A 25,027-nucleotide genomic window follows, 5' to 3' on the forward strand; every position below is an offset into this window, starting at 1 on the left:
AACGTCTTAACAGTCCAAAGACCGACCCCCTGACCATAACCCCAGGATCCCCTTTTCGGCAATGTTTTGCTGATTGTTTGGAAGCTCTTGACCTCTTAGGATGGCTCCGGTTGACCAAACGGAATGCAGCGCAATGTTTAAAATTTTGTTAACGTTAATAAAATCTAGCCAGACCCTTCTTGCTGCCTTTTCGACCCTGTTTGCGCTCGCACTGCCTGCAGTTGCGCTGGAGCCGATCCGGTGCCTGATAGAAGCTGATGACCTGATCGAGCTTTCCACCCCGGTTGCGGGAATCATTTCCGAAGTTGCGGTCGGTCGCGGCGACCGAGTCGAGGCAGGTCAGATCGTCGCCCGCCTCGACAGCCGCGCCGAGGAGGCCAGCCTGAAACTTGCCGAGGCCCAGGCGGCCGACACCACGGCGATAGATGCCGCCCGCGTCCGGCTCACTTTCCTCGAAACCCAGGCCGAGCGCGCCAACACCCTGGCCGCCCGCAACGCCGTTTCCGAAACCGTCGCCAACGAAGCGCAGCAGGAGGCCGAGATTGCCCGTCAGTCGCTGCGCGAAGCGGAATTCAACAAGAGCCTCGCCGCGATCGAGGCCGAACGCGCCCGCGTCCAGCTCGATCAGAAGACACTCCGCTCTCCGGTCACCGGTGTGGTGACTGAACAGCTGCTCAGCCCCGGCGAATACCAGGCGGGCGAAACCCAGATCGTGACCGTGGCCAAACTGGACGTCCTGCGCATCGAGGCCTTCGCCCCCCTCGACTATTTCGAACACCTCGCCCTGGGTCATCAGGCCGAAATCCTGCCCGAACCGCCATTCGACCAGCCGCACAAAGCGACGATCACCGTCATCGACAATGTCTTCGACGCCTCCACCGGCACATTCGGCATCCGACTGGAACTGCCAAATGCCGATTTCGCCCTGCCCGCCGGGCTTCGTTGTACAGTGCAGTTCTAGGCAGACCGGCGGTCAGGTTTCCCATGGAGTTGGGGTAAAACCGTAGCAAAAGCATGGCCGATTGACCGTCACAGTCGCCTCTCACGGCAAACTGGTACGCGCGCCCTCCAAACGGGTTCGAGAAAGACGTTTCCGGGCACGCGGCGCAAGCGAATCCACGTTTACAAGAACGCAGGGTTTCTGCTAACTCCGTCCTATGTCTGGTTTCGGGTACGCCCGAACGTAATAGGGAATGCGGTGCGGGTTATTCGATGACCCAAGTCCGCAACTGCCCCCGCAACTGTAGGCGGCGAGCAGGGCTGACAAGCCACTGGGATACCCCGGGAAGGCCAGCCCAATGCAACGACCCGCAAGTCAGGAGACCTGCCGGACATATGCCCTCGGAAAGGGCATGTCACCGGCGCCGGGGTGCGCGCCAGACCGATGCACCCGTCCGGGTGACCTGGTCCGGCCGATCCCGATGTCACAACGTGTTTCGTGTCGGGGACGACACGACGGGACAAGGACGAAGATCCATGAAAAAGCTGCTCCTCGCGGCCGCTGCCGCTGTGGCGCTCCCCGCCATGGCGCAGGCGCATTTCCTTCTGGAATACACCACCGAAACCATGATCAAGGCCCCCGGCGACGTGCCGGTGAAACTGATCTTCTGGCACCCCTTCGAAAACGGCCATGTCATGGACCTGGAGATGCCACAGGAATTCTTCATGGTTCACAATGGCGAACGGACCGACCTGAAAGGGACATTGGAACCCGTGCGTTTCAAGGGCGCCGCGAACGAAGGTGCAGCCTTCAAGGGCTCCGTACCGGTCAAACGCTCCGGCGACTATGTGCTGGTGACGGTGCCGGTGCCCTATTACGAGGAAGCCGAGGATGCCTATATCCAGCAGATCACCAAGGCCTTCCTGAACCGCAATGAACTGCCGACCGACTGGATGGAACCGGTTGGCCTGCCGACCGAGATCATCCCGCTGAACAAGCCCTACAACGTCATCGCGGGCGGCACATTCACTGGCCAGGTCCTCGCCAATGGCGAACCGGTTGCCGGGGCCGAGATCGAGATCGAATACATGGCCGCCGAGCCGGACATGGAAAGCTCTGCCGCCTCTGCCCCGACGGTGTCACCGATGCCCGGCGGTTCGGTTGTCGCGATTTCCGACGCCAACGGTTATTTTTCCTTCGGTGTCCCAAAGGCCGGCTATTGGGGCTTTGCCGCCCTCGGCTCCGGCCCCGCGACCGAGCATGAGGGCAAGGAGCTGAGCCAGGACGCTGTGATCTGGATCCGCGCCTGGGACATGGAGTAACCCGGCATGCACATCGTCGACGGAGCCCTGTCCAACCCGGTCGTCATCGCCGGTGGCGTCGCGGCCCTGGGCGGCGTGGCCATGGGGCTGAGGTCGCTCGACCTCGACCGCATTCCCACGGCTGGGGTTCTGTCGGCCTGCTTTTTCGTGGCCTCGCTGATCCATGTGCCGATCGGCCCGTCCTCGGTGCATCTGATCCTGAACGGTCTGGCCGGGCTTCTGCTTGGCTGGGCCGCCTTTCCCGCGCTTTTCGTCGGTCTGCTGTTGCAGGCGGTCTTCTTCGGCTTCGGCGGTCTGACCGTCCTCGGGGTCAATACGCTCAACATCGCGCTGCCCGCCGTCATGGCGGGCCTGCTCTTGCGTCCACTGATCGGCCGCGGCAGCCCGCTGGCCGGGGCGATCTGGGGCGGGATCGGCGGGGCCTTTGCCATCGCCGCCACCACCGCCCTGGTGGCCGTATCGCTGGCGCTGTCGGGTGACGAATTCCTGCCCGCGGCCAAGCTGGTCTTCTTTGCCCATATCCCGGTCATGGGCATCGAAGCCCTGCTGACCGGCTTTGCGGTCCTGCTGGCATGTAGGGTCAAACCGGAACTCTTCGCATCGGGAGCCACGGCATGAAACGGATCGCCCTCATTCTCGCGCTGTGCTGCGCGCCCCTGCCCGCCCTTGCACACAAGGTCATCGCCGGGGTCTTTCCCTCCGGCGACGCCATCGAGGGCGAACTGGGGTTTTCCAACGGCGACATGGCTATCGGGACAGAGGTTGTGGTCAGCGGGCCGGACGGTGCGGAACTGGGCCGCACGGTGACGGATGAGGACGGGTTTTTCCTCTACACGCCGACAGCGCCGGTGGCGCATACCTTCTTCGCCAATCTCGGCGCGGGTCACGTGGCCGAGGTCACCATGACCGCCGAGGACGTGGCCGGGATCATGGGCGTCGCCGCCGCCAAGGAGGAAACGGCACCTGCGGCCGAGCCCCCCACACCCACACCGGGTGCCATCACCGTGGCATCGCTCAGCGACGAGGAACGAGAGGCCATAGCACAGGTCGTCCGGGACGAGACGCGCCCCCTGCGACGCGAGATCGCGGCCTACCGCGAACACAACGACCTTCAAACCATCCTCGGCGGCATCGGCTATATCGCCGGGTTGTTCGGTCTTGGCTTCTACCTCGCGGCGCGCCGCAAGCTGGCCGCCTGATGGCGCACGTACTGGGACACCGCGAAAAGACCCTGGCCCAGGCCGGGACGGTCGCGCGCCAGGGGGCGATTACCCCGCTCGATCCACGGATGCGGATCGTGATGGCCTGCGTCTTTGGCTGCGTCACTGTCGCCCTGTCCACCCTTCCGGCTCTGGTGGCCGCCTTTGCCATCGCCCTGTCGTTGCTGGCCATGTCGCGCCTGCCCTGGCGGCAGACCCTGAAGCGCATGGCGATGATGGACGCCTTCATCATCTTCATGCTGATCCTCCTCCCCTTCTCCATGCCGGGGGACCCGATCTTCACCCTCTGGGGCTTCCCCGCCAGTTGGCAGGGCCTGTGGAAGGCGGTCGAAATCGCGCTGACCGCCAATGCGGTGATCCTGGCGCTGATGGTCCTGGTCGGCACGATGGAGCCGGTGGCCCTGGGCCATGCGCTGCACCGGTTGCGCTGCCCCGAAACGCTGGTCCATCTGCTGATGTTCACCATCCGCTATATCGAGGTCCTGCGGGAAGAATACCTGCGCCTGCGCGCGGCGATGAAAGTGCGCGGGTTCCGCCCCGGAACCAACTGGCACACCTATCGCAGCTTCGGTTATCTTGTGGGCATGATGCTGGTCCGGGCGATCGAACGCTCCGAACGCATACTCGGCGCGATGAAATGTAGGGGGTTCTCGGGACGGATGCTGTTGTTGCAGGATTATGCCCTGACCCGTCGGGACATCACCTTTGCCCTGGGGCTGACCGGCCTCTGCCTGGGCCTGATCTGGCTGGATATCGCATGGCGCTGATCGACCTGCAGGACATCCGCTTCGCCTACCCGGGGCAGGCGCCCGTTCTGGACGGGGCGACTCTGCGCCTCGACGCGGGCCAGCGCCTGTCGCTGACAGGACCGAACGGCGCCGGAAAATCCACCCTGCTGCGCATTACCCTGGGACTGCAGAGGCCATCGTCCGGCACCGTCACCCTCTTCGGCAAGGAGCGGCGTGAAGAGGCGGACTTCCACGAGGTGCGTCGCCGGATCGGCCTGGTCTTTCAGGATGCCGACGATCAGCTCTTCTGCCCGACCGTGGCCGAGGACGTCGCCTTCGGCCCCCTCAACCTCGGCAAGAGCCGGGACGAGGCCATCGCCATCGTCGACCGGGTGCTGGGCGATCTGGATCTGATGCACCTGAAGGAGCGGATCACCCACAAGCTCTCCGGCGGGGAAAAGCGGCTCATCACCCTGGCTACGGTTCTGGCGATGGACCCCGAAGTGCTGCTGCTTGACGAACCGACCAACGCGCTGGACACGAAGAACGAGGCCCGGCTGCTGGAGATCCTGACCGCCCTGCCCCAGGCGATCCTCCTGGTCAGCCACGCCCCCACCTTCCGCGCGGCCCTCGCCCCCGAGGCGCTGGAGCTGCGCGACGGCAGGCTGGTGCCCGTCTGATACCTGTCAGAACACTTGACGCCTATCCCCCCCGGGGGGATAGGATCAGGGCATGGAACATGCCAGCCACCCAGACATCGCCAAGCGGTTGAAACGCGCCCACGGACACCTCGCCAAGGTGATCGAGATGATCGAGGCCGGGCGCCCCTGTGTCGATCTGGCCCAGCAATTGCATGCGGTCGAACGCGCGGTCACCAATGCCAAGACGGTACTGATCCACGACCACGTGGACCACTGCCTGGCCCATGCCGCCGTGGCGCCAGAAGACCGTGAGGCCCAGTTGCAGGAGTTCCGCGACATCACCCGGTATCTGTGAGAGGCACGCCCGATGGATCTGACCGGCATGATCGAGACAGGCGGTGCGAACCCGGTGCTGCTGTTCCTCTTTGCGCTGGCCCTCGGCGCGCTGCACGGGTTGGAGCCCGGCCATTCCAAAACCATGATGGCCGCCTATATCATCGCCGTGCAGGGCAGCGTGAGGCAGGCTGTCCTTCTGGGCATCTCGGCCGCCTTTTCGCATTCCATCATCGTCTGGGTCCTGGCGATGCTGGCCCTCTTCTGGGGCAACGAGCTGATCGGGGAGGAGCTGGAACCCTGGTTCATGATCCTGTCCGGGCTGCTGGTCCTGGGCATCGCCGCCTGGATGCTCTGGCAACAGACCGGCGGCAGACGGGCGGCGGTTTCGGCCCACGACCACGATCATGGGCATGGGCATGGGCATGGGCATCACACCCATGACCACGCGGACGGCCACCATGCGCACAGCCATTCCCACGACCACGGGCATGATCACCACCACCACCACAGCCACGACGACGCCCATATGGATGCCCACGCCCGGGCCCATGCGGCAGAGATCCGGCAACGCCTCGCCTCCGGCCGGACCGGCACCTGGCAGACCGTGCTTTTCGGTCTATCCGGCGGGCTGATCCCCTGCCCGGCGGCGATCACCGTCTTCATCCTCTGCCTGCATCTGGGCAAACTCACACTGGGGATCACCCTGGTCAGCGCCTTTTCCATCGGCCTGGCGGCGACGCTGGTGGCCGTCGGGGTCATCGCGGCCTACGGGCTGAAGGCCGTCTCCGCCCGCACCTCCCGCTTCGACGCCATCATGAACGCCGCACCCTGGATCTCGGCCGCGCTGATCGCCTGCATCGGCCTTCTGATCATCTGGTCAGGGCTGAGCCACCTGGCCCAGCCTCACTGACTGCGCAGCAGATAGGTATCCATGATCCAGCCGTGCTGCGCCCGCGCCTCGGCCCGGGTCCGCACGATCCGGGGGCCAGCCTCGGCCAGCGGCCCCTGATCCAGCACCTGCTCCGCCATGCCCAGAAAGCCGCCCCACCATATGTGCAGCCCCTCCGGCGGCAGCGTCTGAAAACTGCACTGGCCATCCAGCATCACTACCACGGTCTCCGCCCGCTCCGGCCAGCCGTGATCGCGCAATTGTCGCCCGGTTGTGACCGTCACCGCCCCGTTCACCGTGTTGAAGGGGATGGCATGGGCGGCGGTCAGCGCCTGCAGGGCCGTGATCCCCGGAACAACCCTGAGCCGGGGCTTTGGCGACAGCCGCTCCGCAATCCGCAGGGTGCTGTCGTACAACCCCGGATCGCCCCAGACCAACAGCGCCACCGGTCCCTCCGGCGCATCTGACAGCGCCGCCTGCCACCGCCGCGCGATCTCGTCATGCCACAGCGCGACGCGCTGCGCATAGGGCTGGCTCTCGTCCCGCACCGGCATGTCGAAGGGGATCACCCGCGCCTGCGCCCCCGCCTGATCCAGAATGGCCTGACGCAGATGGGCCAGATCTTCCTTGCCGCTGCCCTTGCGCGGGATCAGCACGCAGGCGGCTTCGCGCAGGGCCTGCATCCCCTCCAGGGTGACATGGCCGGGATGGCCCGTGCCCATGCCGATCAGCCACAGCTCAGTCAATGCCCACCCCCATCTCCGCCAGCGGGCCATAGAGGATCAGCGCGGGCTTGTCGCCGATCTCCTTCCGCAGCTGATCGGCCAGCTCGGTGACCGTCGCCCGGCGCAGCTGCTGTTCGGGAGTGGAGATCGCCTCGGCCAGAACCGCCGGGGTATTGCCCGGCAACCCGCGCGCCATCAGCGCCTCCAGCAATTGCGGAAAGGTCCGTTTGCCCATGAAGACCACTGTACAGGCGGCGGGATCGGCCAGGGCGTCCAAGTTGATATCCTGCGGCAGCGCCCCGCTCACATCGTGGCCGGTGACGAATTGCACGCGCCGCGCGGTCAGCCGCCGGGTCAGCGGGATGCCACATTGCGCGGCGGCGGCGATGGCCGAGGGCACGCCGGGAATGATCTCATAGGGAATGCCCGCCTCGCTTAGCGCAACCAGCTCCTCCTCCAGTCGGCCGAACAGCCCGCTGTCCCCGGATTTGAGCCTTACGACACGCTGACCGCTCTTGGCGTAATCGACCAGCAGACGGCTGACATGATGCTGGCGGGGCGAGGCCCGTCCGGCCCGTTTGCCCACGCCCACAAGATCCGCCTCCGGCCCCGCATGGCCCAGGATCGGCCCGGAGGACAGATCGTCGAACAGCACCGCATCCGCCCGCGCCAGCCGGTCCACCGCCTTCAGCGTCAGAAGCTCCGGATCGCCGGGGCCGGAGCCCACGAAACTGACGAAACCAGTCGTTTTCTCGTCCATCAGGCCGCGCCCTCCTCTTCGGTGATGAGGTGAAAGAAGGTGCCGCTGACCGTCCCCCGGAAGGACCCGGTTTCGGGCACCGGGTTGCCATCGGCATCGCGGACCTCGGCCAGCGGCGCGTCGGGCTGCTCCAGAATGGTGGAATAGTGAAACTCATGCCCCCGCAGATGATCGCCGGGTTGATAGCCGGGCAGCGCGGCGTGCAGCCGCGCGCGACGATAGCCGAGGTGGAACTTGCGCTTTTCATAGCTGGTCACGAGGCCCAGAAGGCCCGCCATCTCATGGCGTACCCCTTCCTTGTCGATCAGCGCCTGGCCCAGGGCCATGTAGCCGCCGCATTCGCCATGCACCGGGCGGGTTTCGGCATGCCGACGCAGCCCTGCGCGGAACCGCGCCGCCGCGGCCAGCTTGCCCGCGTACAGCTCCGGATAACCACCGGGCAGCCAGACCAGATCGGCCGTGGGATCGGGCGCCTCATCCGCCAGCGGGGAAAACGGCAGGATCTCCGCCCCTGCGGCATGCCAGCCCTCCAGAAGATGCGGATAGGTGAAGGAAAAGGCCGCGTCCTGCGCTAGGGCAATCCGTTGCGCGGGCGGCTTCGGCAGGGCCCCGCCGGGTCGCATAGATGCACCCTGCGCCGCGGCTTTGAGCGCCTCCAGATCCACATGCTCACGCAGGAAGGCCGCATAACCCGCAATCGCCGTGTCCAGATCGGGGTGTTCGACCGCCTGGATCAGGCCCAGGTGCCGCTCCGGCAGGGTCAGATCGCCGCGCCGGGGCAGCACGCCCAGCACCGGCATCCCCGCCTTTTCCATGCCAAGCCGCGCCAGCCGCTCGTGCCGGGGGGAGGCCACGCGGTTCAGGATCACCCCGGCAAAGGGCAGCTCCGGCATGTAGTTGCGAAAGCCGAGCGCGGTGGCCGCCGCCGACTGCGCCTGCCCGCCGACATCCAGCACCAGCACCACGGGCCAACGCATGCGCTGCGCGGTTTCGGCGCTGGAACCAAAGCCCGTCTGCCCCCGCGTCGCCACCCCGTCGTAAAGCCCCATGGAGCCCTCGGCCACGCAGATATCCGCCCCCTCGGCCCTCTGGCCAATCGCATCCAGAAGCCCCGCGCCCATGGCCCAGGTGTCCAGATTGTACGACGCCCGCCCGCTGGCCGCGCGGTGAAAGGCCGGGTCGATATAGTCAGGCCCGGATTTGAAGGGCTGGACCACCAGCCCATCCTCGACCAGCGCCCGCAGCAGCCCCAGCATGACGGTGGTCTTGCCCGTCCCCGACGAGGGGGCAGAGATCAGCAGGCCGCGCATCGTCATTCCCCCTCGGGCGTCCAGTCGGACCAGGGGCTGTCGGCGCTTTGCGGCCGGTAGCGCCGGTCGTAATCCACGGAATAGAGACAGCTTTCGTCAAACCCTTCCCCCGCCAGCGCCGGCCCGACAAGGATCAGCGCGGTGCGATTGATCCCCTCGCCCAGGCGGCCCTGAATATCCGCCAGGGTGCCGCGCAGTATCTGTTCGTCCGGCCAGCTGGCGCGATAGACCACCGCGACCGGGCAATCCGGGCCATAGGCAGGCGTCAGATCCGTGACCACCCGGGCCAGGTTCTGGATCGACAGGTGGATCGCCAGCGTGGCCCCTGTGGCGGCGAAATTCGTCAGCGTCTCACCTTCGGGCATGGATGAGGCGCGCCCCGGCGTGCGGGTCAGCACCACCGATTGCGCCAGACCGGGCAGGGTCAGTTCCGCGCCCAGGCTCGCGGCGGCGGCAGCAAAGGCCGGCACGCCCGGTGTGACAGAAACGGGAATACCCATCTCGCGCAGGCGGCGCATCTGTTCGCCCATGGCGGACCAGACCGACAGATCGCCGGAATGCAGCCGCGCCACATCCTGCCCGGCCTCATGCGCGATGCGGATCTCCTCCATGATCTGGTCCAGATCCAGCGGCGCGGTATTCACGATCCGCGCGCCCTCGGGACAATGGGCCAGTATCGCCTCCGGCACCAGCGACCCGGCATAGAGGCAGACCGGGCAGGACGCGATGATGTCGCGCCCGCGCAGGGTCAGCAAATCCGGCGCACCCGGGCCGGCACCGATGAAATGGACGGTCATTCTGGGTCTCCTTCGTTTGGGGCGCAGGCAATCGCGCAGGTGGCCATGCTGTCCTCCGATATGACACGTGCGCAGATCAGCCGCGCGCCGGGACCGGCTGCCGCCAGCGCCGCCGCCTCCGCCACGCTGCCGGTCTGGCGCAGGTCGCGGACCACGGCGCTGTCGGTCCGGGTCTTCTGCGCCGTCATGGCCTCGTGGGTCACGGGGTGAACGGGCAGGCCTTGCACCGCTGCGAATGTCAGGAAGGCCGGGCTCTGGGCCTTGTCCGCGGCGGTGGCCAGTGCGGTGATCCGCCCCGCCTGCCCGGTGGCCAGCAGGGCGTTGCGCAGGCTGTCCACCTGCACTGCATCGCGAAATCCGAACCCCGCGACGATCATAGCGTCACACTCAGTTGCGTGATCGGATAGGCCGTTTTCCAGCCGCGTTTCGCCCCCAGGGGCGCGGCCTCGGACAGGGTGATCCGGGTCAACTCGCCGCCAAGGCGGGCATGGGCCAGCGTCACCAGCGCATCGCTTTCCAGCGTCACCGCATTCACCACCAGCCGTGCACCGGACGCGAGCGCGATCACCCGCTCCAGCATCTCCTCCGACAGGCCACCGCCGATGAACACGGCGTCGGGCGGCGCCAGCCCCTCCAGCGCGGCGGGGGCCTGGCCGGTGACAAGGTCCAGACGGTCGACACCAAGACGCGCGGCGTTGGACCGGATGCGCGCGGCGCGCTCCGCATTTGCCTCGATCACCGTGGCCCGGGTCGACGGATCGGACAGCAACCATTCGATGCCGATGGAGCCGGAGCCGCCGCCGATGTCCCACAGGTGCTCTCCCGGTTGCGGCGCGAGGGCCGAGATGGTCAGCGCCCGAACGGGCCGCTTGGTGATCTGGCCATCATGATCGAACCAATCGTCTGACAGGCCAGAGGCGCGCCCCATACTAGCTCCCATGCCCTGCACCTCGATCGCAACGCAGAGAGGATGAGCAAAATCTTCGGCCTCCGTCAGCGCGGAGGCGAGGTGCACCGACACGGCCTCACCCGGCCCCGCCAGCGATTGCATCACATGCAGCCGACTGTCGCCGAACCCTTCGCCTGTCAGATAGGCGGCCAGTTGCGCCGGGGCCGTGCCATCGCGCAGCGTCACGATCAGTCGGCCCCCCCGCGCCAGATGCGGCCTGAGACGCGACAGTGGCGCGGCATGCAGGCCAAGGCAGACCGTCTGCTCCAAAGGCCAGCCCAGACGCGCCGCCGCCAGCGAAAAACAGGACGGCCCCGGCAGTGCGCGCCATTCGCCAGCCTCCACATGCCGTGCCAGAACGCTGCCCGCCCCGAACCAGAAGGGATCGCCGGACGCCAGCACCACCGTCCGCCGCCCCCGGAACCCCAGCAGCTGCTCGATCCCCTCGGCGAAAGGCACCGGCCAGTCCACCCGCTGCGCCGTCATCTCCGGCAGCAGGGCCAGATGGCGCGCCGGTCCCATGACGATTTCCGCCTCTTTCAAAGCGGCAAGGCTTGCGCTGGTCAGCCCATCTGGCCCATCTTCGCCCAGCCCGATGATCGTCAACCAGGGATGCTTATCCATGACACCCAACCTTCTGGTCCTTGGCGGCACGACCGAGGCCTCCGCCCTGTGCCGACGGTTGGCAGAGGCGGAGATCACGGCGCAGCTGTCGCTGGCCGGCCGGGTCGAGCGCCCGAAGCGCCAGCCCTTGCCGGTGCGCATCGGCGGCTTCGGCGGGGTGGATGGGCTGGTCCGCACCCTGCAGGACGAGGGGATCACCCATGTGATCGACGCCACCCATCCCTTCGCCGCGCAGATGAGCCGGAACGCGATCGCCGCCTGCGCCCGGGCGCAGGTGCCGTTGCTGGCCCTGACCCGCCCCGCCTGGAAGGCGGAGCCGGGTGACCAGTGGCAGCACGTTCCCGACATCGCGGGCGCAGTCGCGGCGCTCGACCGTGCGCCGACCCGCGTGTTGTTGGCCGTGGGCCGGATGCACCTGGCCGACTTTGCGCCCAATCCGCAGCATCATTACGTGCTGCGCCTGGTCGACCCGCCCGAAGCCCCCCTGCCCCTGCCCGATCGCACCGTGATCGTGGATCGTGGCCCCTTCAGCCTGGAAAACGACCGGGCCCTGATGCTGGACCACGGGATCGGGATCGTGGTCTCCAAGAACGCCGGCGGCACCGGCGCCAGTGCCAAGATCCTCGCCGCCCGCGCCCTGGGCCTGCCGGTCATCATGATCGACCGCCCCAGCATCCCGACACGGCCGGAGGTGCACGACGTCGAGGCCGCGATGACGTGGCTGGGCGCTCATGGCGTCGACCTTGGGGTGTAGACGATCGGCGCGCCGTCACGCGTAATCACCCGCGTCCGCGACGATCCGACCAGTACCATGGTACGCATGTCCGCCATCTCCGGCTGACACTCCGGCAGGGGGACGACGCGCAAATCCTCCTCCGGGGTCGACACCGCCCGGGCAAAGATCACCGGCCGCGCGTCGCCGCAGACTTCCTTCAGCACCTCCAGCGCCCGGGCGAAGCCTTCGGGCCGGGATTTCGACCGCGGATTATAGAAGGCCATGGCGAAATCCGCCTCCGCCGCCAGCCGCAGACGTTTCTCGATCAGCGCCCAGGGCTTGAGATTGTCGCTGAGGTTGATGGCGCAGAAATCATGCCCCAGGGGGGCGCCGGCCCGCGCGCTGGCCGCCAGCATCGCGGTGATGCCGGGCAGGACGCGGATATCCAGATCGCGCCAGGCGGCGGGCCCAGCCTCCAGCGCCTCGAAGACAGCCGATGCCATGGCAAAGACCCCCGGGTCGCCAGAGGAGACCACGACGACACGATGCCCCGCTGCCGCCAGATCCAGCGCATGACGCGAGCGATCCAGTTCCACCCGGTTGTCGGAGCCATGTTTGACCAGCCCCTCGCGCTCTGGCACCCGGGCGACATAAGGAAAATAACCAATGACATCCGTCGCCTCGGCCAGGGCATCGCGCACCTCCGGCGTCACCAGATCCTCCGCCCCCGGCCCCAGCCCCGCGATGGCGATCCAGCCGCTCATGGCCTGCGCCCCTGTCCATGCACGACGATGATGGAGAAATAGGGCGTCACCTTTTCGGGCGCTTCGGCCAGGCGTTGCACTGTTTGGCGGGGCATGGCGGCATATTCGATCAGCCAGGCGCTGTCATGGCGTCCCGCCCGGCGCAGCGCGCGGCGCACCTTGTCGATATTGCGCCCGATCTTCATCACCACCACCGCGTCGGAGGCCGCCATGCGTTCGGCCAGCACCTCTTCGGGCAGGGTCCCCATGAGAACGGTCAGGATGTCGTCCCCCCAGGTGATCGGCGATCCTGTCGCGGTCCAGGCGGCGGACATGCCGCTGATGGCGGGCACCACCTCCACCGGAACGTGATCGACCAGCCGGGTGTAGAGATGCATGAAGGAGCCGTAGAAGAACGGATCCCCCTCGCACAGCACCACGACATCCTCTCCCCCCGCGGCAAGGGCGCGCAGATGCGCCGTGCTTTCTTCGTAGAAAGCCGACAAGAGGCTGTTGTAGCGCGGGTCGGTCAGCGGAATCTCCGTCGTTACGGGATATTCCATCGGATATTCCACCGCGCCCTCGGGGATCATCCCCTCGACGATCTGACGCGCCTGGCCCTTGCGCCCGGCCTTGCGGAAAAAGGCGACATGCCGGGCCTGCCGCAGCAGACGGTCGGCCCGCACGGTCATCAGCTCGGGATCGCCCGGGCCCAGACCCAGACCATAGATCGTCCCCGCGCTCATTCCTTGCGGCTCGCTATCGCGTTGATCGCCGCCACGGTGATGGCGCTGCCACCGAGCCGCCCCTCGACGATGCAGCAGGGCACCGGCTGATCGGCCCAGAGCGCGGCCTTGCTTTCCATGGCCCCGACAAAACCGACCGGACAGCCGATGATCGCTGCAGGGCGCGGGCAGTCCGGGTCTTCCAGCATGTTCAGCAGATGGAACAGCGCCGTCGGCGCATTGCCGATGGCCACCAGCGCCCCGGCCAGCCGGGGCCGCCACAGCTCCAGCGCGGCGGCGGAGCGGGTGTTGCCCATCTCCTGCGCCATGCCGGGAATAGCAGGATCACGCAGGGTGCAGATCACATCGTTGTCGGCCGGTAGACGCGGCCGAGTCACCCCTTCGGACACCATATAGGCATCGCAGAAGATCGGCGCCCCGGCCTCCAGCGCCCCGCGCGCCGCCTGGGCAAATCCCGGTGACATCTTCACATGTTTTTCCAGCCCGACCATTCCGGCGGCATGGATCATGCGCACGACGATCTGTTCCTCGTCCGGCGCGAAACGATCCAGATCGGCCTCCGCCCGGATGGTGGCAAAGCTCTGGCGATAGATCGCCGCGCCGTCTTTTTCATAGGTGTATGGCATCACATCCGCTCGACTATATTCAGGAGATCATCTGGCAGGACCCCGCGTCGGACAGGCTCTTCCCATGGTGCGCCGCTTTGGACAAGATCAAACGCCCCCTCCCGGCCAACCAAAGTAAGATCCGCCGTTCGGGGCAAGGCACAGCCCTTGGCACAGCCCGACACATGCAGATCACCCCGTACCCGGCCTGCCAGCGTCCGGGCCAGGGATCGGGTTTCGACACTGGCCTGCGGACAATAGGGCGCGCCGGCGCAGGCATGGGCGGTCAGCATGGGATCCCCCGCTTCGCTGATGAAGCCCTGTGCCTCCGTCACCCCCTCCAGCAGGAACAGCCGCCATGGCGTCACGCGGATCGCCCGGAGGTCCTGGGTGTGCAGCACCTCCTCCAGCGCGGCGGCGTCGATCTGGCCAAAGGCGGCCCCGACCAGCGGGCCCTGTCCGGTCATGCCCGGTTCGGGGGTATCGGCAGCCGGACGCGGCGCCACCTCCGTCCAGGACACAGGCAAGGTGTCGTGGGCCAGGACAGCCGCCATGCGCCGCCGTTCTGGCGTACGGCGGGCGTTGAACCACTCGGCCATCTCTGCCAGCGCGGTCATGGCGGTCTCCTCGGTAATCTCCCGCCCCCGCGCGCTGCCATCGGCCCGCAGGATCAGCCCTTCAGCACTGCGTTCGAACCGAAAATCGGCGGAGGCCCCGGTCAGCAGCGGTGCTGGGCCGGTGTCCACCGCAAAGCCCACCTTGGCAGGCATCTCCGGCAGATCGGCCAGCCCTTCCAGCAGCTTTGTGGCCAGTCGTTCGGTCAGATCACCCGCCTGCCAGAAGGGCGAGACGAGGACATTGCGCCGCCGCTCCATCGCAGGGTCCACATCCAGCAGGTCGAGCAGCGAGAGATAGCGCAGAAGCGCGTCATGATCGGCCTCGGCCACCCCCCGGATCTGCAGGTTCGCCCGATTGGTCAGGTCGATCACCCCGGAGCCGAAGCGCAGCGCCAGATCACACAGCCCGGTCACCTGCCGCCGATCCAGCCGCGCCAGCCGGGGCCGCACCCGCACGACCAGCCCGTCGCCCGACATCATCGGGCGATGCGCCCCGGGGCACCATCCCCTGACTTCCGGCGCGCTCACGACCCCGCCTCCAGCTCCGCCCGGATGGAGTTGCGGCGCGTCTGCCACAGCCCCGCCTCCAGCAGCGCGGCAAAGCGGTCGCAGAGGGCGCAATAGGCCTCCGGATTGGCCTCTTTCAGGAAATCGCGGACATCCTCATCCCCAAGCGTCGCCTCGTGGTAGAGGTCAAAGAGATGCGGGCCCACCACCCCCGCCAGATGCGCGAAGGAAGCCATGTGATCCAGCGTCGCCGCAATCTCGGCCGCGCCACGGAAGCCATGATCGCGCATCCCGGCGATCCAGGCGGGGTTGGCGGCGCGGGCCTGAACCACGCGGGCAATCTCTTCGGGCAGGCTGCGGGCGCGCGGCGCCTGCGGGACGGTATTGTCGAGATGCCAGAGCGCGGCCTCACCCCCCAGCCCGGCCTTGGCGGCGGCAAATCCCGCCTCATGCGCGGCATAGTCGGAGGCCAGCAGCAGATCGGTTTCCGGCAGGTCCTGCAGATGCACGAAACTGTCTGCCCCGGCGATCCGCTGGCGAATGCCGTCGGGGTCCCGCACGGCATCCTCGCCATCCAGCGCCCAGGATGACGCGGCAAGCCAGGCCTCCCCGGCGGCCCGACGGCTGTCTTCGGAATACTCTTCCAGCATCGGCCCCATGCCGAGGCCGAAACTGCCCGGCGCGGGCCCATAAACCCGCGCCCCCGGGTCCTGCCCCACGTAGGGGTTCCAGTCGGGCGCCTCGTCCCGGTCGGCCAAGGCACGGATCGCCTGGGAAAACAGCGCCGAGAGCGTGGGAAAGACATCGCGGAACAGCCCCGAAACCCGCAGCGTCACATCGAGGCGTGGGCGGTCCAGCTCGGCGATCGGCAACACCTCAATACCCGAGACCCGCTCCGACCCCGCGTCCCAGACCGGGCGGACGCCCAAGAGATGCAGCGCCATGGCGAATTCCTCGCCCGCCGTCCGCATCGTGGCAGAGCCCCAAAGGTCGACGACCAGCCCGCGCGGCCAGTCCCCCTCGTCCTGCAGATGCCGCCGCACCAGTTCCTCGGCCAGCTTGACACCCTGCGCATAGGCCGCCCGCGACGGGACGGAGCGCGGGTCGGTCGTATACATATTTCGCCCGGTCGGCAGCACATCCTCGCGCCCGCGATAGGGCGATCCGGACGGGCCGGCGGCGATGCGTCGCCCGTCCAGCGCATCCAGCAGCGCCTGACGTTCGGCGGCCACCGAAGCCTCGGTCGCAAAGGGCACACCGGGCTGGGCGGGCCGGGCGGGCCGACCCCAGATATGCAGCCCCTCGCCGAACTGGCTGTCCTTCACGTCGCAGACAAAGCGGTCGATCCGGGTGATCGCCTCCGCCGAACAGCCCGCACGTTCCAGCCCCAGATCATCCTCGAGCCCCAGGGCCTGGGCCTCGCCGCGGATATCCTCTTGCAGCCGGTCGCGGCGGCGCGGGTCCAGCCCGTCGGCATTGGAAAACTCGTCCAGCAGCGCCTCCAGCCGGGCCAGACGGTCCGGCGTCCCGCTTTGGCGCAGCGGCGGCGGGATATGGCCAAGCGTCACCGCCCCGATGCGCCGCTTGGCCTGTGCCGCCTCGCCAGGGTCGTTGACGATGAAGGGATAGATCACCGGCAGTGTCCCGGTCAGCGCCTCGGGCCAGCAGTCGCGCGACAGGGCCACGGATTTGCCCGGCAGCCATTCCAGCGTGCCATGCGCCCCGATATGGACCAGCGCATCCGCATGCCTCTGCATCCAGAGGTAAAAGGCCACGTACCCATGGCGCGGCACGCGGGACAGGTCGTGATATTCGTCCTGCCGCAGATGCGCCGCCCCGCCCCGTTCGGGTTGCAGGGCGATCAGCGCCGTGCCGCAGCGGATCATCGCGAAGCGAAAGGCACCATCTGTCAGATCGGGATCGTCTTCCGGCGCGCCCCAGGTCTCTGTCAGATCGTCCCGCAGGCCCTGCGGCAGTGCCGCCAGCGCCTCCAGATAGTCGGTCAGCGGCCAGTGTTCGGCCCGCTCCAGCAAGGCCCCGGACAGATCCTCCGGTGCCTCCGTCACGTCATAGCCCGCCCCCGCCAGATCCGACAGGATCGCCCGGGCCGAAGCCGGCGCGTCGAGGCCGACCGCATGGCCCAGGTTCCAGTCCTTCCCGGGATAGGTCGACAGCACCAGCGCCACCCGCCGCGCGACCACCTGCTGACGCGCCAGCCGCAGCCAACCATCCACCCGGGCGACCACGGCCGCGATCCTCTCCTCCTCCGCCGCATGGGCGAAGCGGGCGTATTCCAGATCCGGGTCGCGTCGGCCCGGCTCCTTGAACGACACGACGCCACCCATGATCCGCCCGTCAACCTCGGGCAGGACGACATGCATGGCCAGATCACTGGGCGACAACCCGCGCTCCGACCCCGCCCAATCCTTGCGCCGCGCGGTCGACAGCGCGACCTGAAACACCGGCACCCCGCCCGCATCCAAGGGCGAGCTGCCATCTTCCCCCCGCCCGGAAAAGGCGGTGGCATTGACGATGGCGGCGGGGGCAAGGTGGCGGACTTGACGGCGCAGCCAATCCGCCGCCTCTGCGCTTTTCAGCGTCGGAGCATAGAGGGCGACGGCCTCATAACCCCGCGCCTCGAAGGCGGCGATGAGGGCGGCAATCGGCGCGGTATCCGCCGCAACGAGGTAAGACCGGTAGAAGGTCAGGACGATGCGCGGACGGGTGGCCGCGCCCATGTCCGACGGATCGAACACCCCACGCTCCGGCGACCACCCGCCAAACTGCGGCAGGGATTTCGACCCCGGCACCGGCCCGGCGTAAAGCCCTGCGGCCAGCGCCAATTGCGCCAACGCCGCCTGGGCCGCGACCTCGCCCCCGGTGTCACACAGATGCGCCAGCCGCCGCAGGGTGGACACGGGAAGGGTCGAGACCTCGTCCAACCGCGGGTCGGGCCGCCCGTCGGCAGGCAGAACCGCCAGGGCGATCCCCCGCGCCTCGGCCAGGGCGCGCAGCTGTTGCAACCCGTAGGACCAATAGGGCACCCCGCCGATCAGCCGGACGAGGATGCCCTTGGCCCCGCTCAGCGTTTGTTCGACATAGGTATCGACCGAGAGCGGATGCCGCAGCGCCACCAGATTGGCCAGCCGCAACCCGGGCAGCTGCCCCTCCGGCCCCCTGCCCCGATGCCAGGCTTTGGCAAACGCCCCCAGATCGCTGTCGGAAAAGGACAGGACGACCAGATCCGCCGGGCTCTGCCCCAGATCCATCGGGGTGTCCGTTTCCTCTAGACCGTGGCTTTCGCGAAAGATCACATGCATGCGGTTTGTCCCGACGAGGGCGGCAGGGTGCGTAGCCGCCCGTTATTGCGCGGCCTCGGACACCACGCCAAGGGCGGCTTCGATCACCTCGCGCCGGATGTCATCGTGTTCGGCAATCACGACCAGACGGCCCTGACGCGCCTCGCCCGCCGCCCAGGGACGGTCGAACTGATGCCGCACCCGCGCGCCCACGGCCTGCACCAGCAGCCGCATCGGTTTGCCCGCCACGGCGGCGTAACCCTTGACCCGCAGGATATTGTGATCCTTCGCCAGTCTTTCGATCGCCCGGACCAGATCCTGCGGATCGGAGAGCTCGGGGATATCGACGACGATGCTGTCGAAATCCTCGTGATCGTGATCATGCGGATCATCGTGGTGGCTGGGACGGGCGTCCATGTCGTCCTCGGCGGCGGCCTCCAGCCCCAGGATCACCCTTGGATCGACAACACCTTCGGCCACCTCGATTACCGGCAGGGGGCGCGGGGCCTCTGCGGCGATCACGGCCTTGGCCTTGGCGACACCCTCGGGCCCGGCCAGGTCGGGCTTGGTCAGCAGCACGATGTCGGCGCAGGCGATCTGATCCTCGAACACCTCAGACAGCGGCGTTTCGTGGTCGAGACTGTCATCCGCCAGCCGCTGCGCATCCACCGCCGCGACATTGGGGGCAAAGCGTCCGGCCGCCACGGCCTCCGCATCGGCCAGGGCGATGACACCGTCAACGGTGATCTTCGACCGGATATCCGGCCAGTCGAAGGCCTTGAGCAGCGGCTTCGGCAGGGCCAGCCCGCTTGTTTCGATCAGGATGTGATCCGGGCGCGGCTCCAGCGCCATCAACGCCTCGATCGTGGGGATGAAATCATCGGCCACAGTGCAGCAGATGCAGCCATTGGCCAGTTCCATGATGTTTTCCGCCGGGCAATCCGGGATCGCACAGCTTTTCAGGATCTCGCCATCCACCCCGACATCGCCGAATTCGTTGACCACCACGGCCAGCCGTTTGCCCCCGGGGTTCTGCATCAGTTCGCGGATCAGCGTGGTCTTGCCAGAGCCGAGAAAGCCGGTGATCACAGTCACGGGGAGTTTTGCAAGTTTGGACATGGGGCCCTCTCAAAGGTCTGTCAGGTTGGGCGCGGCTTTCCGCAGGGGCGGAATGCGCGCGATGCAGTTGCGTTTGAAATGCTCGGGGCGCTGACGCCAGGGGATCAGCCCGTCATTGGTGTCACGATAAAGCGAAACCCCATCCAGAAGGAGGTCCGTATCCGACGCTTCGTGCAGGTTTCCGTACACATAGGTCCAGCGGTCGTCGCCTCCGCGCATGGCCACCGAACATCCGTGATCGCAATTCTGCAGGCAGTCCACAGGGGTCAGCGTCACGCCCTCGGGCATGTCCTGCGCCGCCAGGCGTTCATAAAGCGCGGTTCCCGGACGCTCCCCCTCTGCGGACACATCAGTGCCGCGCTTGCATTTGATGCAAACCAGAAGCTCGACCGGAGCTGAAGTATCTTTCATCTCATCCTCCACCGGGGCACCCCGCCCGGGCTCAAGTTGTTCGGGGATGGCAGGTCTCCTGGCTCGCGGGATATCGCCTGCCGCCTTCCCGATGCGGGTGACCCGCAACCAGTGGCGTCGTGACAGGCGCAACCGCTAACAGTTGCGGGGGCAGCCGCGGGATTTCACCGCGTTCCCTTTTCATGCGCCGCCGACAGGATCGGAGGCACAACCATCGCGGGCCAGATGGCCCGGATCACCCGCCCTTGTCAATTGCCGGAGTGCCGGCATGGGGCGGGGTTGGCCGGGAGGTATGATGCAGGTGCACCCTGCGGGGGCGCCGAGTCGGGATGCCGACGCGTCGTCCTGCCAGCGGCTGATTGTAATTCGGCGGCAGGCTCGCAAAAGACGACTGTGGGATACTTGCACCAGAACAGGCGAAGTTTGGGCACTCTTGCACGCAATACGATTTCGGGCGCGATGAGTTTTGGAAGTGGTGCCCGGGGGCGGAATCGAACCACCGACACGAGGATTTTCAATCCACTGCTCTACCCCTGAGCTACCCGGGCACGGGTGAAGGATCGGCTTGGGCCACCTTCGGGTTGCGGCGTTCTATGCGGGGGCGCGGGGCTTGTCCAGACCGATTTTCACCTTTCGCCCCGGCTTTTTCGCCCGCGCCGGGATCGGGCTGTGGACGCCCCTCGGCGAACAAGGGGGTGCGACAAAATTATTTGATCTGCGTCAATAGCAGCCATTGCCCGCCGGGGAGGTTCATTCTAGAAACCGAATAATTCTGGCACCGGTCTCCGGGGCCGGGCGCAGTTTCACCAGCAGGAGGCACAGCATGGCTGACGCAGCTGTCCACAGCCAGGGGCATGAGGACAACCGCGGGTTCTTTACCCGGTGGTTCATGTCGACCAACCACAAGGATATCGGGATCCTCTACCTCGTCGTTTCGGCGGTCGCGGGCCTGATCTCTGTCCTTTTCACCGTCTATATGCGCATGGAGCTGATGAGCCCCGGTGTGCAGTACATGTGCCTCGAAGGCGCGCGCTTCATCGCGTCGGCGGCGGAATGCACGCCGAACGGACATCTCTGGAACGTGATGATCACCTATCACGGCGTCCTGATGATGTTCTTCGTGGTGATTCCCGCGCTCTTCGGCGGTTTCGGCAACTACTTCATGCCGCTGCAGATCGGCGCGCCGGACATGGCCTTCCCGCGGATGAACAACCTCTCGTTCTGGATGTACGTCACAGGTGTCGGGCTCGGCGTGGCCTCCCTGCTTGCCCCCGGCGGCAACGGTCAGGCTGGCTCCGGCGTGGGCTGGGTGCTCTACCCGCCGCTCTCGACGACCGAAGGCGGCTCTTCGATGGACCTCGCGATCTTCGCGGTGCACGTCTCCGGCGCCTCCTCGATCCTGGGCGCGATCAACATGATCACGACCTTCCTGAACATGCGCGCCCCGGGCATGACGCTCTTCAAGGTGCCGCTCTTCTCCTGGTCGATCTTCGTCACCGCCTGGCTGATCCTTCTGGCCCTGCCTGTCCTGGCCGGCGCCATCACGATGCTGCTGACCGACCGCAACTTCGGGACGACCTTCTTCGACCCGGCGGGCGGCGGGGACCCGATCCTCTACCAGCACATCCTGTGGTTCTTCGGCCATCCGGAGGTCTACATCATCATCCTTCCCGGCTTCGGCATCATCAGCCACGTGATCGCCACCTTCTCCCGCAAGCCGATCTTTGGCTACCTGCCGATGGTTCTGGCCATCATCGCGATCGGGGTGCTGGGCTTTGTCGTCTGGGCACACCACATGTACACCGTGGGCATGTCCCTGACGCAGCAGAGCTACTTCATGCTGGCCACCATGGTCATCGCGGTGCCGACGGGCGTGAAGGTGTTCAGCTGGATCGCGACGATGTGGGGCGGCTCGATAGAGTTCAAGACGCCGATGCTCTGGGCCTTCGGGTTCCTGTTCCTCTTCACCGTGGGCGGCGTGACCGGCCTGGTGCTGAGCCAGGCACCGATCGACCGGGCCTACCATGACACCTACTATGTCGTGGCCCACTTCCACTACGTGATGTCGCTTGGCGCGGTCTTCGCCATCTTTGCCGGGATCTACTTCTGGTTCGGCAAGATGACAGGGCGTCAGTACCCGGAATTTTGGGGCAAGCTGCACTTCTGGATGATGTTCATCGGGGCCAACCTGACCTTCTTCCCGCAGCACTTCCTGGGTCGCCAGGGCATGCCGCGCCGCTACATCGACTATCCGGAGGCCTTCGCCACCTGGAACTACTGGTCGTCGCTCGGCGCCTTCCTGTCCTTCGCGTCCTTCGTGATGTTCTTCGGGATCATGGCCTACGCCCTGCTGCGCGGCGCCAAGATCACGCAGAACAACTACTGGAACGAATATGCCGATACGCTGGAGTGGACCCTGCCCTCTCCGCCGCCGGAGCATACCTTCGAAATCCTGCCGAAGCAGGAGGACTGGGACAAGGGCCACGCCCACTGATCCCGGACCGGTAAAGGACCAGGGGCCGGAGGGAAACCTCCGGCCCTTTTCAATGGGGCCCCCGTGGCAAGGTCGGCCCGCGTCAACAGAGGTCAGCTGACATGACCTATCACTGGACAAGCGAGAACCGGATGGAGCTGCGCCCGCACCGCTCCCTCCCCATGACCGGCTTCGCCGTGGTCATCCTGACCTTCTTTGTCTTCGTCACGATCCCCGTCGTTGCTCTGGTTGGTACCGTGCTGCTCTGGGGCCTGCTCCCCTTCGCCCTGGGGGCGGTCGCCGCCCTGTGGTGGGGTCTGCGGCGCAGCTACCGCGACGGCAATATCCTCGAGGTGCTGGAGCGCGACGGCCACGACCTTGTCCTGACCCGCACCGATCCCGACGGCACCGTCCAGGACTGGCGTTGCAACCTGCACTGGGTCCGGGTGGAGATACACGACCGCACCGGCCCCGTTCCCCATTACGTCACCCTCACGGGCAATGGCCGCACCGTCGAAATCGGCGCCTTCCTGTCCGAAGAGGAACGCCCCGCGCTCTACGCGGATCTGCAACGATTCCTCACAAGCCACCGCTGACACGAAAAAGGTCCCGGCCGCAGCCCGGGACCTGTTGTCCTCTGGTCCGAAATATTTCGGGGTGTGTTGCAGGACGGGGGCGCCGCCCCCTGCCCGACCCCGGACAGCCTCAGCCCAGGCGGGCCTTCACGACAGGCCCAACCGCGCCGAAATCCATCTGGCCGGTGTACTGTGCCTTCAGCGCGCCCATCACCTTGCCCATGTCGCGGATCGAGGTCGCCCCGACAGACGTGATCGCCTTGTCCACGGCCCGGGCCACTTCCTCGTCCGTCAGCTGGCGCGGCAGGAAATCCTCGATATAGCCGATCTCCTTGCGCTCCTGCTCCGCCAGGTCGATCCGCCCGCCCTCTTCATAGGCGCGCGCGCTTTCCTGGCGTTGCTTGACCATCTTGCCGAGGATGCCCAGCACCTCGTTGTCGTCGACGCCATCCTCGCGCCCCTCGCCCCGCAGGGCGATATCGCGGTCCTTGATCGCAGCATTGATCAGGCGCAGCGTGCTCAGCCGGTCTGCATCCCGGTCCTTCATCGCCTGCTTGAGCGCGGCCAGTATCGTTTCGCGAAGTTCCATAAGGTCCCGTTTCCCTTGGTCTCGAGCCCGCGACCCTAGCCGCATGCCCCCCATTGCACAACCGCGGCGACGCCACGGCAGACCTATTCGCCCGTATAGGCCGTCTGCCTCAAATCCCCCGCCAATCGCCCTTGACCCCCCCGGCGGGCTTCCTTAGGTAGACGCCAATTTGCCATCCCGTCGGAGCCGCAAAATGCCCCATACACATCAGAAGAAACCAACCGCCTGCCTGGCCCTCGCCAACGGGACGATCTTCATGGGCCGAGGCTTCGGCGCCACCGGCGTCACGGTAGCGGAGCTCTGCTTCAACACCGCCATGACCGGCTATCAGGAAATCATGACCGACCCCTCCTACGCGGGGCAGATCGTGACCTTCACCTTCCCCCATATCGGCAACACCGGCGTCAATACCGAAGACGACGAAACCGGTGATCCCGTGGCCAACGGCATGGTTGTGCGCTGGAACCCGACGGATGCCTCGAACTGGCGTGCCCAGGCCGAACTGTCGGACTGGCTGGCCTCGCGCGGGCGGATCGCCATCGGCGGCATCGACACCCGCCGCCTGACCCGGGCCATTCGTGCCCAGGGTGCGCCCCATGCGGCACTGGCCCATGATCCCGACGGCAATTTCGACATCGAGGCGCTGGTCGCCAAGGCGCGCGCATTTTCAGGCCTGGTCGGGCTGGACCTGGCCAAGGATGTCACCTGCGCCCAATCCTACCGCTGGAGCGAAAGCAGATGGGCCTGGCCCGATGGCTTCGGCACCCAGGATCAGCCGAAACACAAGGTTGTCGCGCTGGATTACGGCGCCAAGCGGAACATCCTGCGCTGCCTTGCCTCCGCGGGCTGCGACGTGACGGTCCTCCCCGCCACCGCCACCGCGGAGGAGGTGCTGGCACATGAGCCCGATGGCATCTTCCTGTCGAACGGCCCCGGCGATCCGGAAGCCACCGGTGCCTATGCCGTGCCGATGATCCGGACCATCATGGACAAGACCGACCTGCCGATCTTCGGCATCTGCCTCGGCCACCAGATGCTGGCGCTGGCGCTTGGCGGCAAGACCGTCAAGATGAACCACGGCCACCACGGCGCCAACCACCCGGTGAAGGACCGCGAGACCGGCAAGGTCGAGATCACCTCGATGAACCACGGCTTCGCTGTGGACAGCCAAACCCTGCCCGACAACGTGCTGGAAACCCATGTCTCGCTTTTCGACGGATCTAACTGCGGGATCCGCATGACCGACCGCCCGGTCTTCTCGGTCCAGTATCACCCGGAGGCCAGCCCGGGCCCGCAGGACAGCTTCTACCTCTTCGAACGCTTCGCCGCCTCGATGGCGACCCGCGCCTGATCCGGAAGCAGCGGGTGTTGCGAGATAAGCGCGGCA

General features: G+C 66.7%; 26 protein-coding genes, 1 tRNA gene and 2 riboswitches. Of the genes, 12 read left to right on the forward strand and 15 right to left on the reverse strand.

Features of this window, described 5'->3' with window-relative positions:
- Window positions 1-133: 133 nt before the first annotated feature.
- The 8 genes from ACFC2Y_RS08235 (at window position 134) to ACFC2Y_RS08270 (ending at window position 6,097) form a co-directional block, all read left to right on the forward strand.
- Complete coding sequence (locus ACFC2Y_RS08235) at window positions 134-961, forward strand: efflux RND transporter periplasmic adaptor subunit (RefSeq protein ID WP_375174968.1); 828 nt, start codon at window positions 134-136, stop codon at window positions 959-961.
- Between the two features lie 184 nt (window positions 962-1,145).
- Window positions 1,146-1,347: riboswitch (cobalamin riboswitch) on the forward strand.
- 129 nt (window positions 1,348-1,476) lie between these two features.
- Entirely contained in the window at window positions 1,477-2,262 is a 786-nt protein-coding gene (locus ACFC2Y_RS08240; RefSeq protein ID WP_375174967.1) for a DUF4198 domain-containing protein, read from the forward strand.
- 6 nt (window positions 2,263-2,268) lie between these two features.
- Complete coding sequence (gene cbiM / locus ACFC2Y_RS08245; RefSeq protein ID WP_375174966.1) at window positions 2,269-2,880, forward strand: cobalt transporter CbiM; 612 nt, start codon at window positions 2,269-2,271, stop codon at window positions 2,878-2,880.
- The gene (locus ACFC2Y_RS08250) at window positions 2,877-3,461 is read left to right on the forward strand and encodes a cobalt ABC transporter permease (protein ID WP_375174965.1); all 585 of its coding nucleotides are present in this window, start codon (window positions 2,877-2,879) and stop codon (window positions 3,459-3,461) included. The genes cbiM and ACFC2Y_RS08250 overlap by 4 nt, the downstream gene beginning before the upstream one ends.
- Window positions 3,461-4,249, forward strand: a complete 789-nt coding sequence (gene cbiQ / locus ACFC2Y_RS08255) for a cobalt ECF transporter T component CbiQ (RefSeq protein ID WP_375174964.1) — start codon at window positions 3,461-3,463, stop codon at window positions 4,247-4,249. The genes ACFC2Y_RS08250 and cbiQ overlap by 1 nt, the downstream gene beginning before the upstream one ends.
- Window positions 4,240-4,890, forward strand: coding sequence for an energy-coupling factor ABC transporter ATP-binding protein (locus tag ACFC2Y_RS08260; protein WP_375174963.1), 651 nt, complete (start codon window positions 4,240-4,242; stop codon window positions 4,888-4,890). The genes cbiQ and ACFC2Y_RS08260 overlap by 10 nt, the downstream gene beginning before the upstream one ends.
- A 52-nt stretch (window positions 4,891-4,942) precedes the next feature.
- Complete coding sequence (locus ACFC2Y_RS08265) at window positions 4,943-5,206, forward strand: metal-sensing transcriptional repressor (RefSeq protein WP_375174962.1); 264 nt, start codon at window positions 4,943-4,945, stop codon at window positions 5,204-5,206.
- Window positions 5,207-5,218: 12 nt separating this feature from the next.
- Window positions 5,219-6,097, forward strand: a complete 879-nt coding sequence (locus ACFC2Y_RS08270) for a nickel/cobalt efflux transporter (protein ID WP_375174961.1) — start codon at window positions 5,219-5,221, stop codon at window positions 6,095-6,097.
- Here ACFC2Y_RS08270 and cobF read toward each other — a convergent pair.
- The 6 genes from cobF to cbiE are packed head-to-tail and all read right to left on the reverse strand — an operon-like array spanning window position 6,091 to window position 11,241.
- The gene (gene cobF / locus ACFC2Y_RS08275) at window positions 6,091-6,822 is read right to left on the reverse strand and encodes a precorrin-6A synthase (deacetylating) (RefSeq protein WP_375174960.1); all 732 of its coding nucleotides are present in this window, start codon (window positions 6,820-6,822) and stop codon (window positions 6,091-6,093) included. The two genes, ACFC2Y_RS08270 and cobF, sit on opposite strands and share 7 nt — an antisense overlap.
- Window positions 6,815-7,561 (reverse strand): uroporphyrinogen-III C-methyltransferase, encoded by a 747-nt coding sequence (gene cobA / locus ACFC2Y_RS08280; protein ID WP_375174959.1) that lies wholly within the window; start codon window positions 7,559-7,561, stop codon window positions 6,815-6,817. The genes cobF and cobA overlap by 8 nt, the downstream gene beginning before the upstream one ends.
- Window positions 7,561-8,871, reverse strand: coding sequence for a cobyrinate a,c-diamide synthase (locus ACFC2Y_RS08285; protein WP_375174990.1), 1,311 nt, complete (start codon window positions 8,869-8,871; stop codon window positions 7,561-7,563). Before ACFC2Y_RS08285 ends, cobA begins: the two co-directional genes overlap by 1 nt.
- Window positions 8,872-8,873: 2 nt before the next feature.
- Window positions 8,874-9,668 (reverse strand): precorrin-4 C(11)-methyltransferase, encoded by a 795-nt coding sequence (gene cobM, locus ACFC2Y_RS08290; RefSeq protein WP_375174958.1) that lies wholly within the window; start codon window positions 9,666-9,668, stop codon window positions 8,874-8,876.
- Complete coding sequence (locus ACFC2Y_RS08295) at window positions 9,665-10,045, reverse strand: cobalamin biosynthesis protein (RefSeq protein ID WP_375174957.1); 381 nt, start codon at window positions 10,043-10,045, stop codon at window positions 9,665-9,667. Before ACFC2Y_RS08295 ends, cobM begins: the two co-directional genes overlap by 4 nt.
- Window positions 10,042-11,241, reverse strand: a complete 1,200-nt coding sequence (cbiE, locus tag ACFC2Y_RS08300) for a precorrin-6y C5,15-methyltransferase (decarboxylating) subunit CbiE (protein WP_375174956.1) — start codon at window positions 11,239-11,241, stop codon at window positions 10,042-10,044. The genes ACFC2Y_RS08295 and cbiE overlap by 4 nt, the downstream gene beginning before the upstream one ends.
- Between cbiE and ACFC2Y_RS08305 the strand changes: the two genes are divergently transcribed.
- The gene (locus tag ACFC2Y_RS08305) at window positions 11,240-11,995 is read left to right on the forward strand and encodes a cobalt-precorrin-6A reductase (RefSeq protein WP_375174955.1); all 756 of its coding nucleotides are present in this window, start codon (window positions 11,240-11,242) and stop codon (window positions 11,993-11,995) included. The genes cbiE and ACFC2Y_RS08305 overlap by 2 nt on opposite strands.
- On the opposite strand, the gene cobJ is transcribed toward ACFC2Y_RS08305, so the two are convergent.
- From cobJ to ACFC2Y_RS08345, 8 genes are all read right to left on the reverse strand, one after another.
- Window positions 11,971-12,720, reverse strand: coding sequence for a precorrin-3B C(17)-methyltransferase (cobJ, locus tag ACFC2Y_RS08310; protein ID WP_375174954.1), 750 nt, complete (start codon window positions 12,718-12,720; stop codon window positions 11,971-11,973). The genes ACFC2Y_RS08305 and cobJ overlap by 25 nt on opposite strands.
- Window positions 12,717-13,445 (reverse strand): precorrin-2 C(20)-methyltransferase, encoded by a 729-nt coding sequence (locus tag ACFC2Y_RS08315; RefSeq protein ID WP_375174953.1) that lies wholly within the window; start codon window positions 13,443-13,445, stop codon window positions 12,717-12,719. The genes cobJ and ACFC2Y_RS08315 overlap by 4 nt, the downstream gene beginning before the upstream one ends.
- Complete coding sequence (locus ACFC2Y_RS08320; protein WP_375174952.1) at window positions 13,442-14,071, reverse strand: precorrin-8X methylmutase; 630 nt, start codon at window positions 14,069-14,071, stop codon at window positions 13,442-13,444. Before ACFC2Y_RS08320 ends, ACFC2Y_RS08315 begins: the two co-directional genes overlap by 4 nt.
- Entirely contained in the window at window positions 14,071-15,195 is a 1,125-nt protein-coding gene (locus ACFC2Y_RS08325; RefSeq protein ID WP_375174951.1) for a cobalamin biosynthesis protein CobG, read from the reverse strand. The genes ACFC2Y_RS08320 and ACFC2Y_RS08325 overlap by 1 nt, the downstream gene beginning before the upstream one ends.
- Window positions 15,192-18,494 carry a cobaltochelatase subunit CobN gene (cobN, locus tag ACFC2Y_RS08330; protein ID WP_375174950.1) on the reverse strand — a complete coding sequence of 1,101 codons (3,303 nt, stop codon included), beginning with the start codon at window positions 18,492-18,494 and terminating at the stop codon, window positions 15,192-15,194. Before cobN ends, ACFC2Y_RS08325 begins: the two co-directional genes overlap by 4 nt.
- A 42-nt stretch (window positions 18,495-18,536) precedes the next feature.
- A complete protein-coding gene (cobW, locus tag ACFC2Y_RS08335) occupies window positions 18,537-19,592 on the reverse strand; it encodes a cobalamin biosynthesis protein CobW (protein WP_375174949.1) in 1,056 nt (351 codons plus the stop codon).
- 9 nt (window positions 19,593-19,601) lie between these two features.
- Window positions 19,602-20,003, reverse strand: coding sequence for a DUF1636 family protein (locus ACFC2Y_RS08340; protein ID WP_375174948.1), 402 nt, complete (start codon window positions 20,001-20,003; stop codon window positions 19,602-19,604).
- A 30-nt stretch (window positions 20,004-20,033) separates the two neighbouring features.
- Window positions 20,034-20,234: riboswitch (cobalamin riboswitch) on the reverse strand.
- A 242-nt stretch (window positions 20,235-20,476) separates the two neighbouring features.
- Window positions 20,477-20,551, reverse strand: a tRNA-Phe gene (locus tag ACFC2Y_RS08345).
- 275 nt (window positions 20,552-20,826) lie between these two features.
- Between ACFC2Y_RS08345 and ctaD the strand changes: the two genes are divergently transcribed.
- The gene (gene ctaD, locus ACFC2Y_RS08350; RefSeq protein WP_375174947.1) at window positions 20,827-22,497 is read left to right on the forward strand and encodes a cytochrome c oxidase subunit I; all 1,671 of its coding nucleotides are present in this window, start codon (window positions 20,827-20,829) and stop codon (window positions 22,495-22,497) included.
- A gap of 101 nt (window positions 22,498-22,598) precedes the next feature.
- Window positions 22,599-23,072, forward strand: coding sequence for a DUF2244 domain-containing protein (locus ACFC2Y_RS08355; RefSeq protein WP_375174946.1), 474 nt, complete (start codon window positions 22,599-22,601; stop codon window positions 23,070-23,072).
- 109 nt (window positions 23,073-23,181) lie between these two features.
- On the opposite strand, the gene ACFC2Y_RS08360 is transcribed toward ACFC2Y_RS08355, so the two are convergent.
- The gene (locus ACFC2Y_RS08360; RefSeq protein ID WP_375174945.1) at window positions 23,182-23,640 is read right to left on the reverse strand and encodes a GatB/YqeY domain-containing protein; all 459 of its coding nucleotides are present in this window, start codon (window positions 23,638-23,640) and stop codon (window positions 23,182-23,184) included.
- Window positions 23,641-23,833: 193 nt separating this feature from the next.
- On the opposite strand from ACFC2Y_RS08360, the gene carA reads away from it, so the two are divergent.
- Window positions 23,834-24,991, forward strand: coding sequence for a glutamine-hydrolyzing carbamoyl-phosphate synthase small subunit (carA, locus tag ACFC2Y_RS08365; RefSeq protein WP_375174944.1), 1,158 nt, complete (start codon window positions 23,834-23,836; stop codon window positions 24,989-24,991).
- Window positions 24,992-25,027 lie beyond the last annotated feature (36 nt).

Source organism: Pseudooceanicola sp., from assembly GCF_041987405.1.
Lineage (GTDB): Bacteria > Pseudomonadota > Alphaproteobacteria > Rhodobacterales > Rhodobacteraceae > Pseudooceanicola.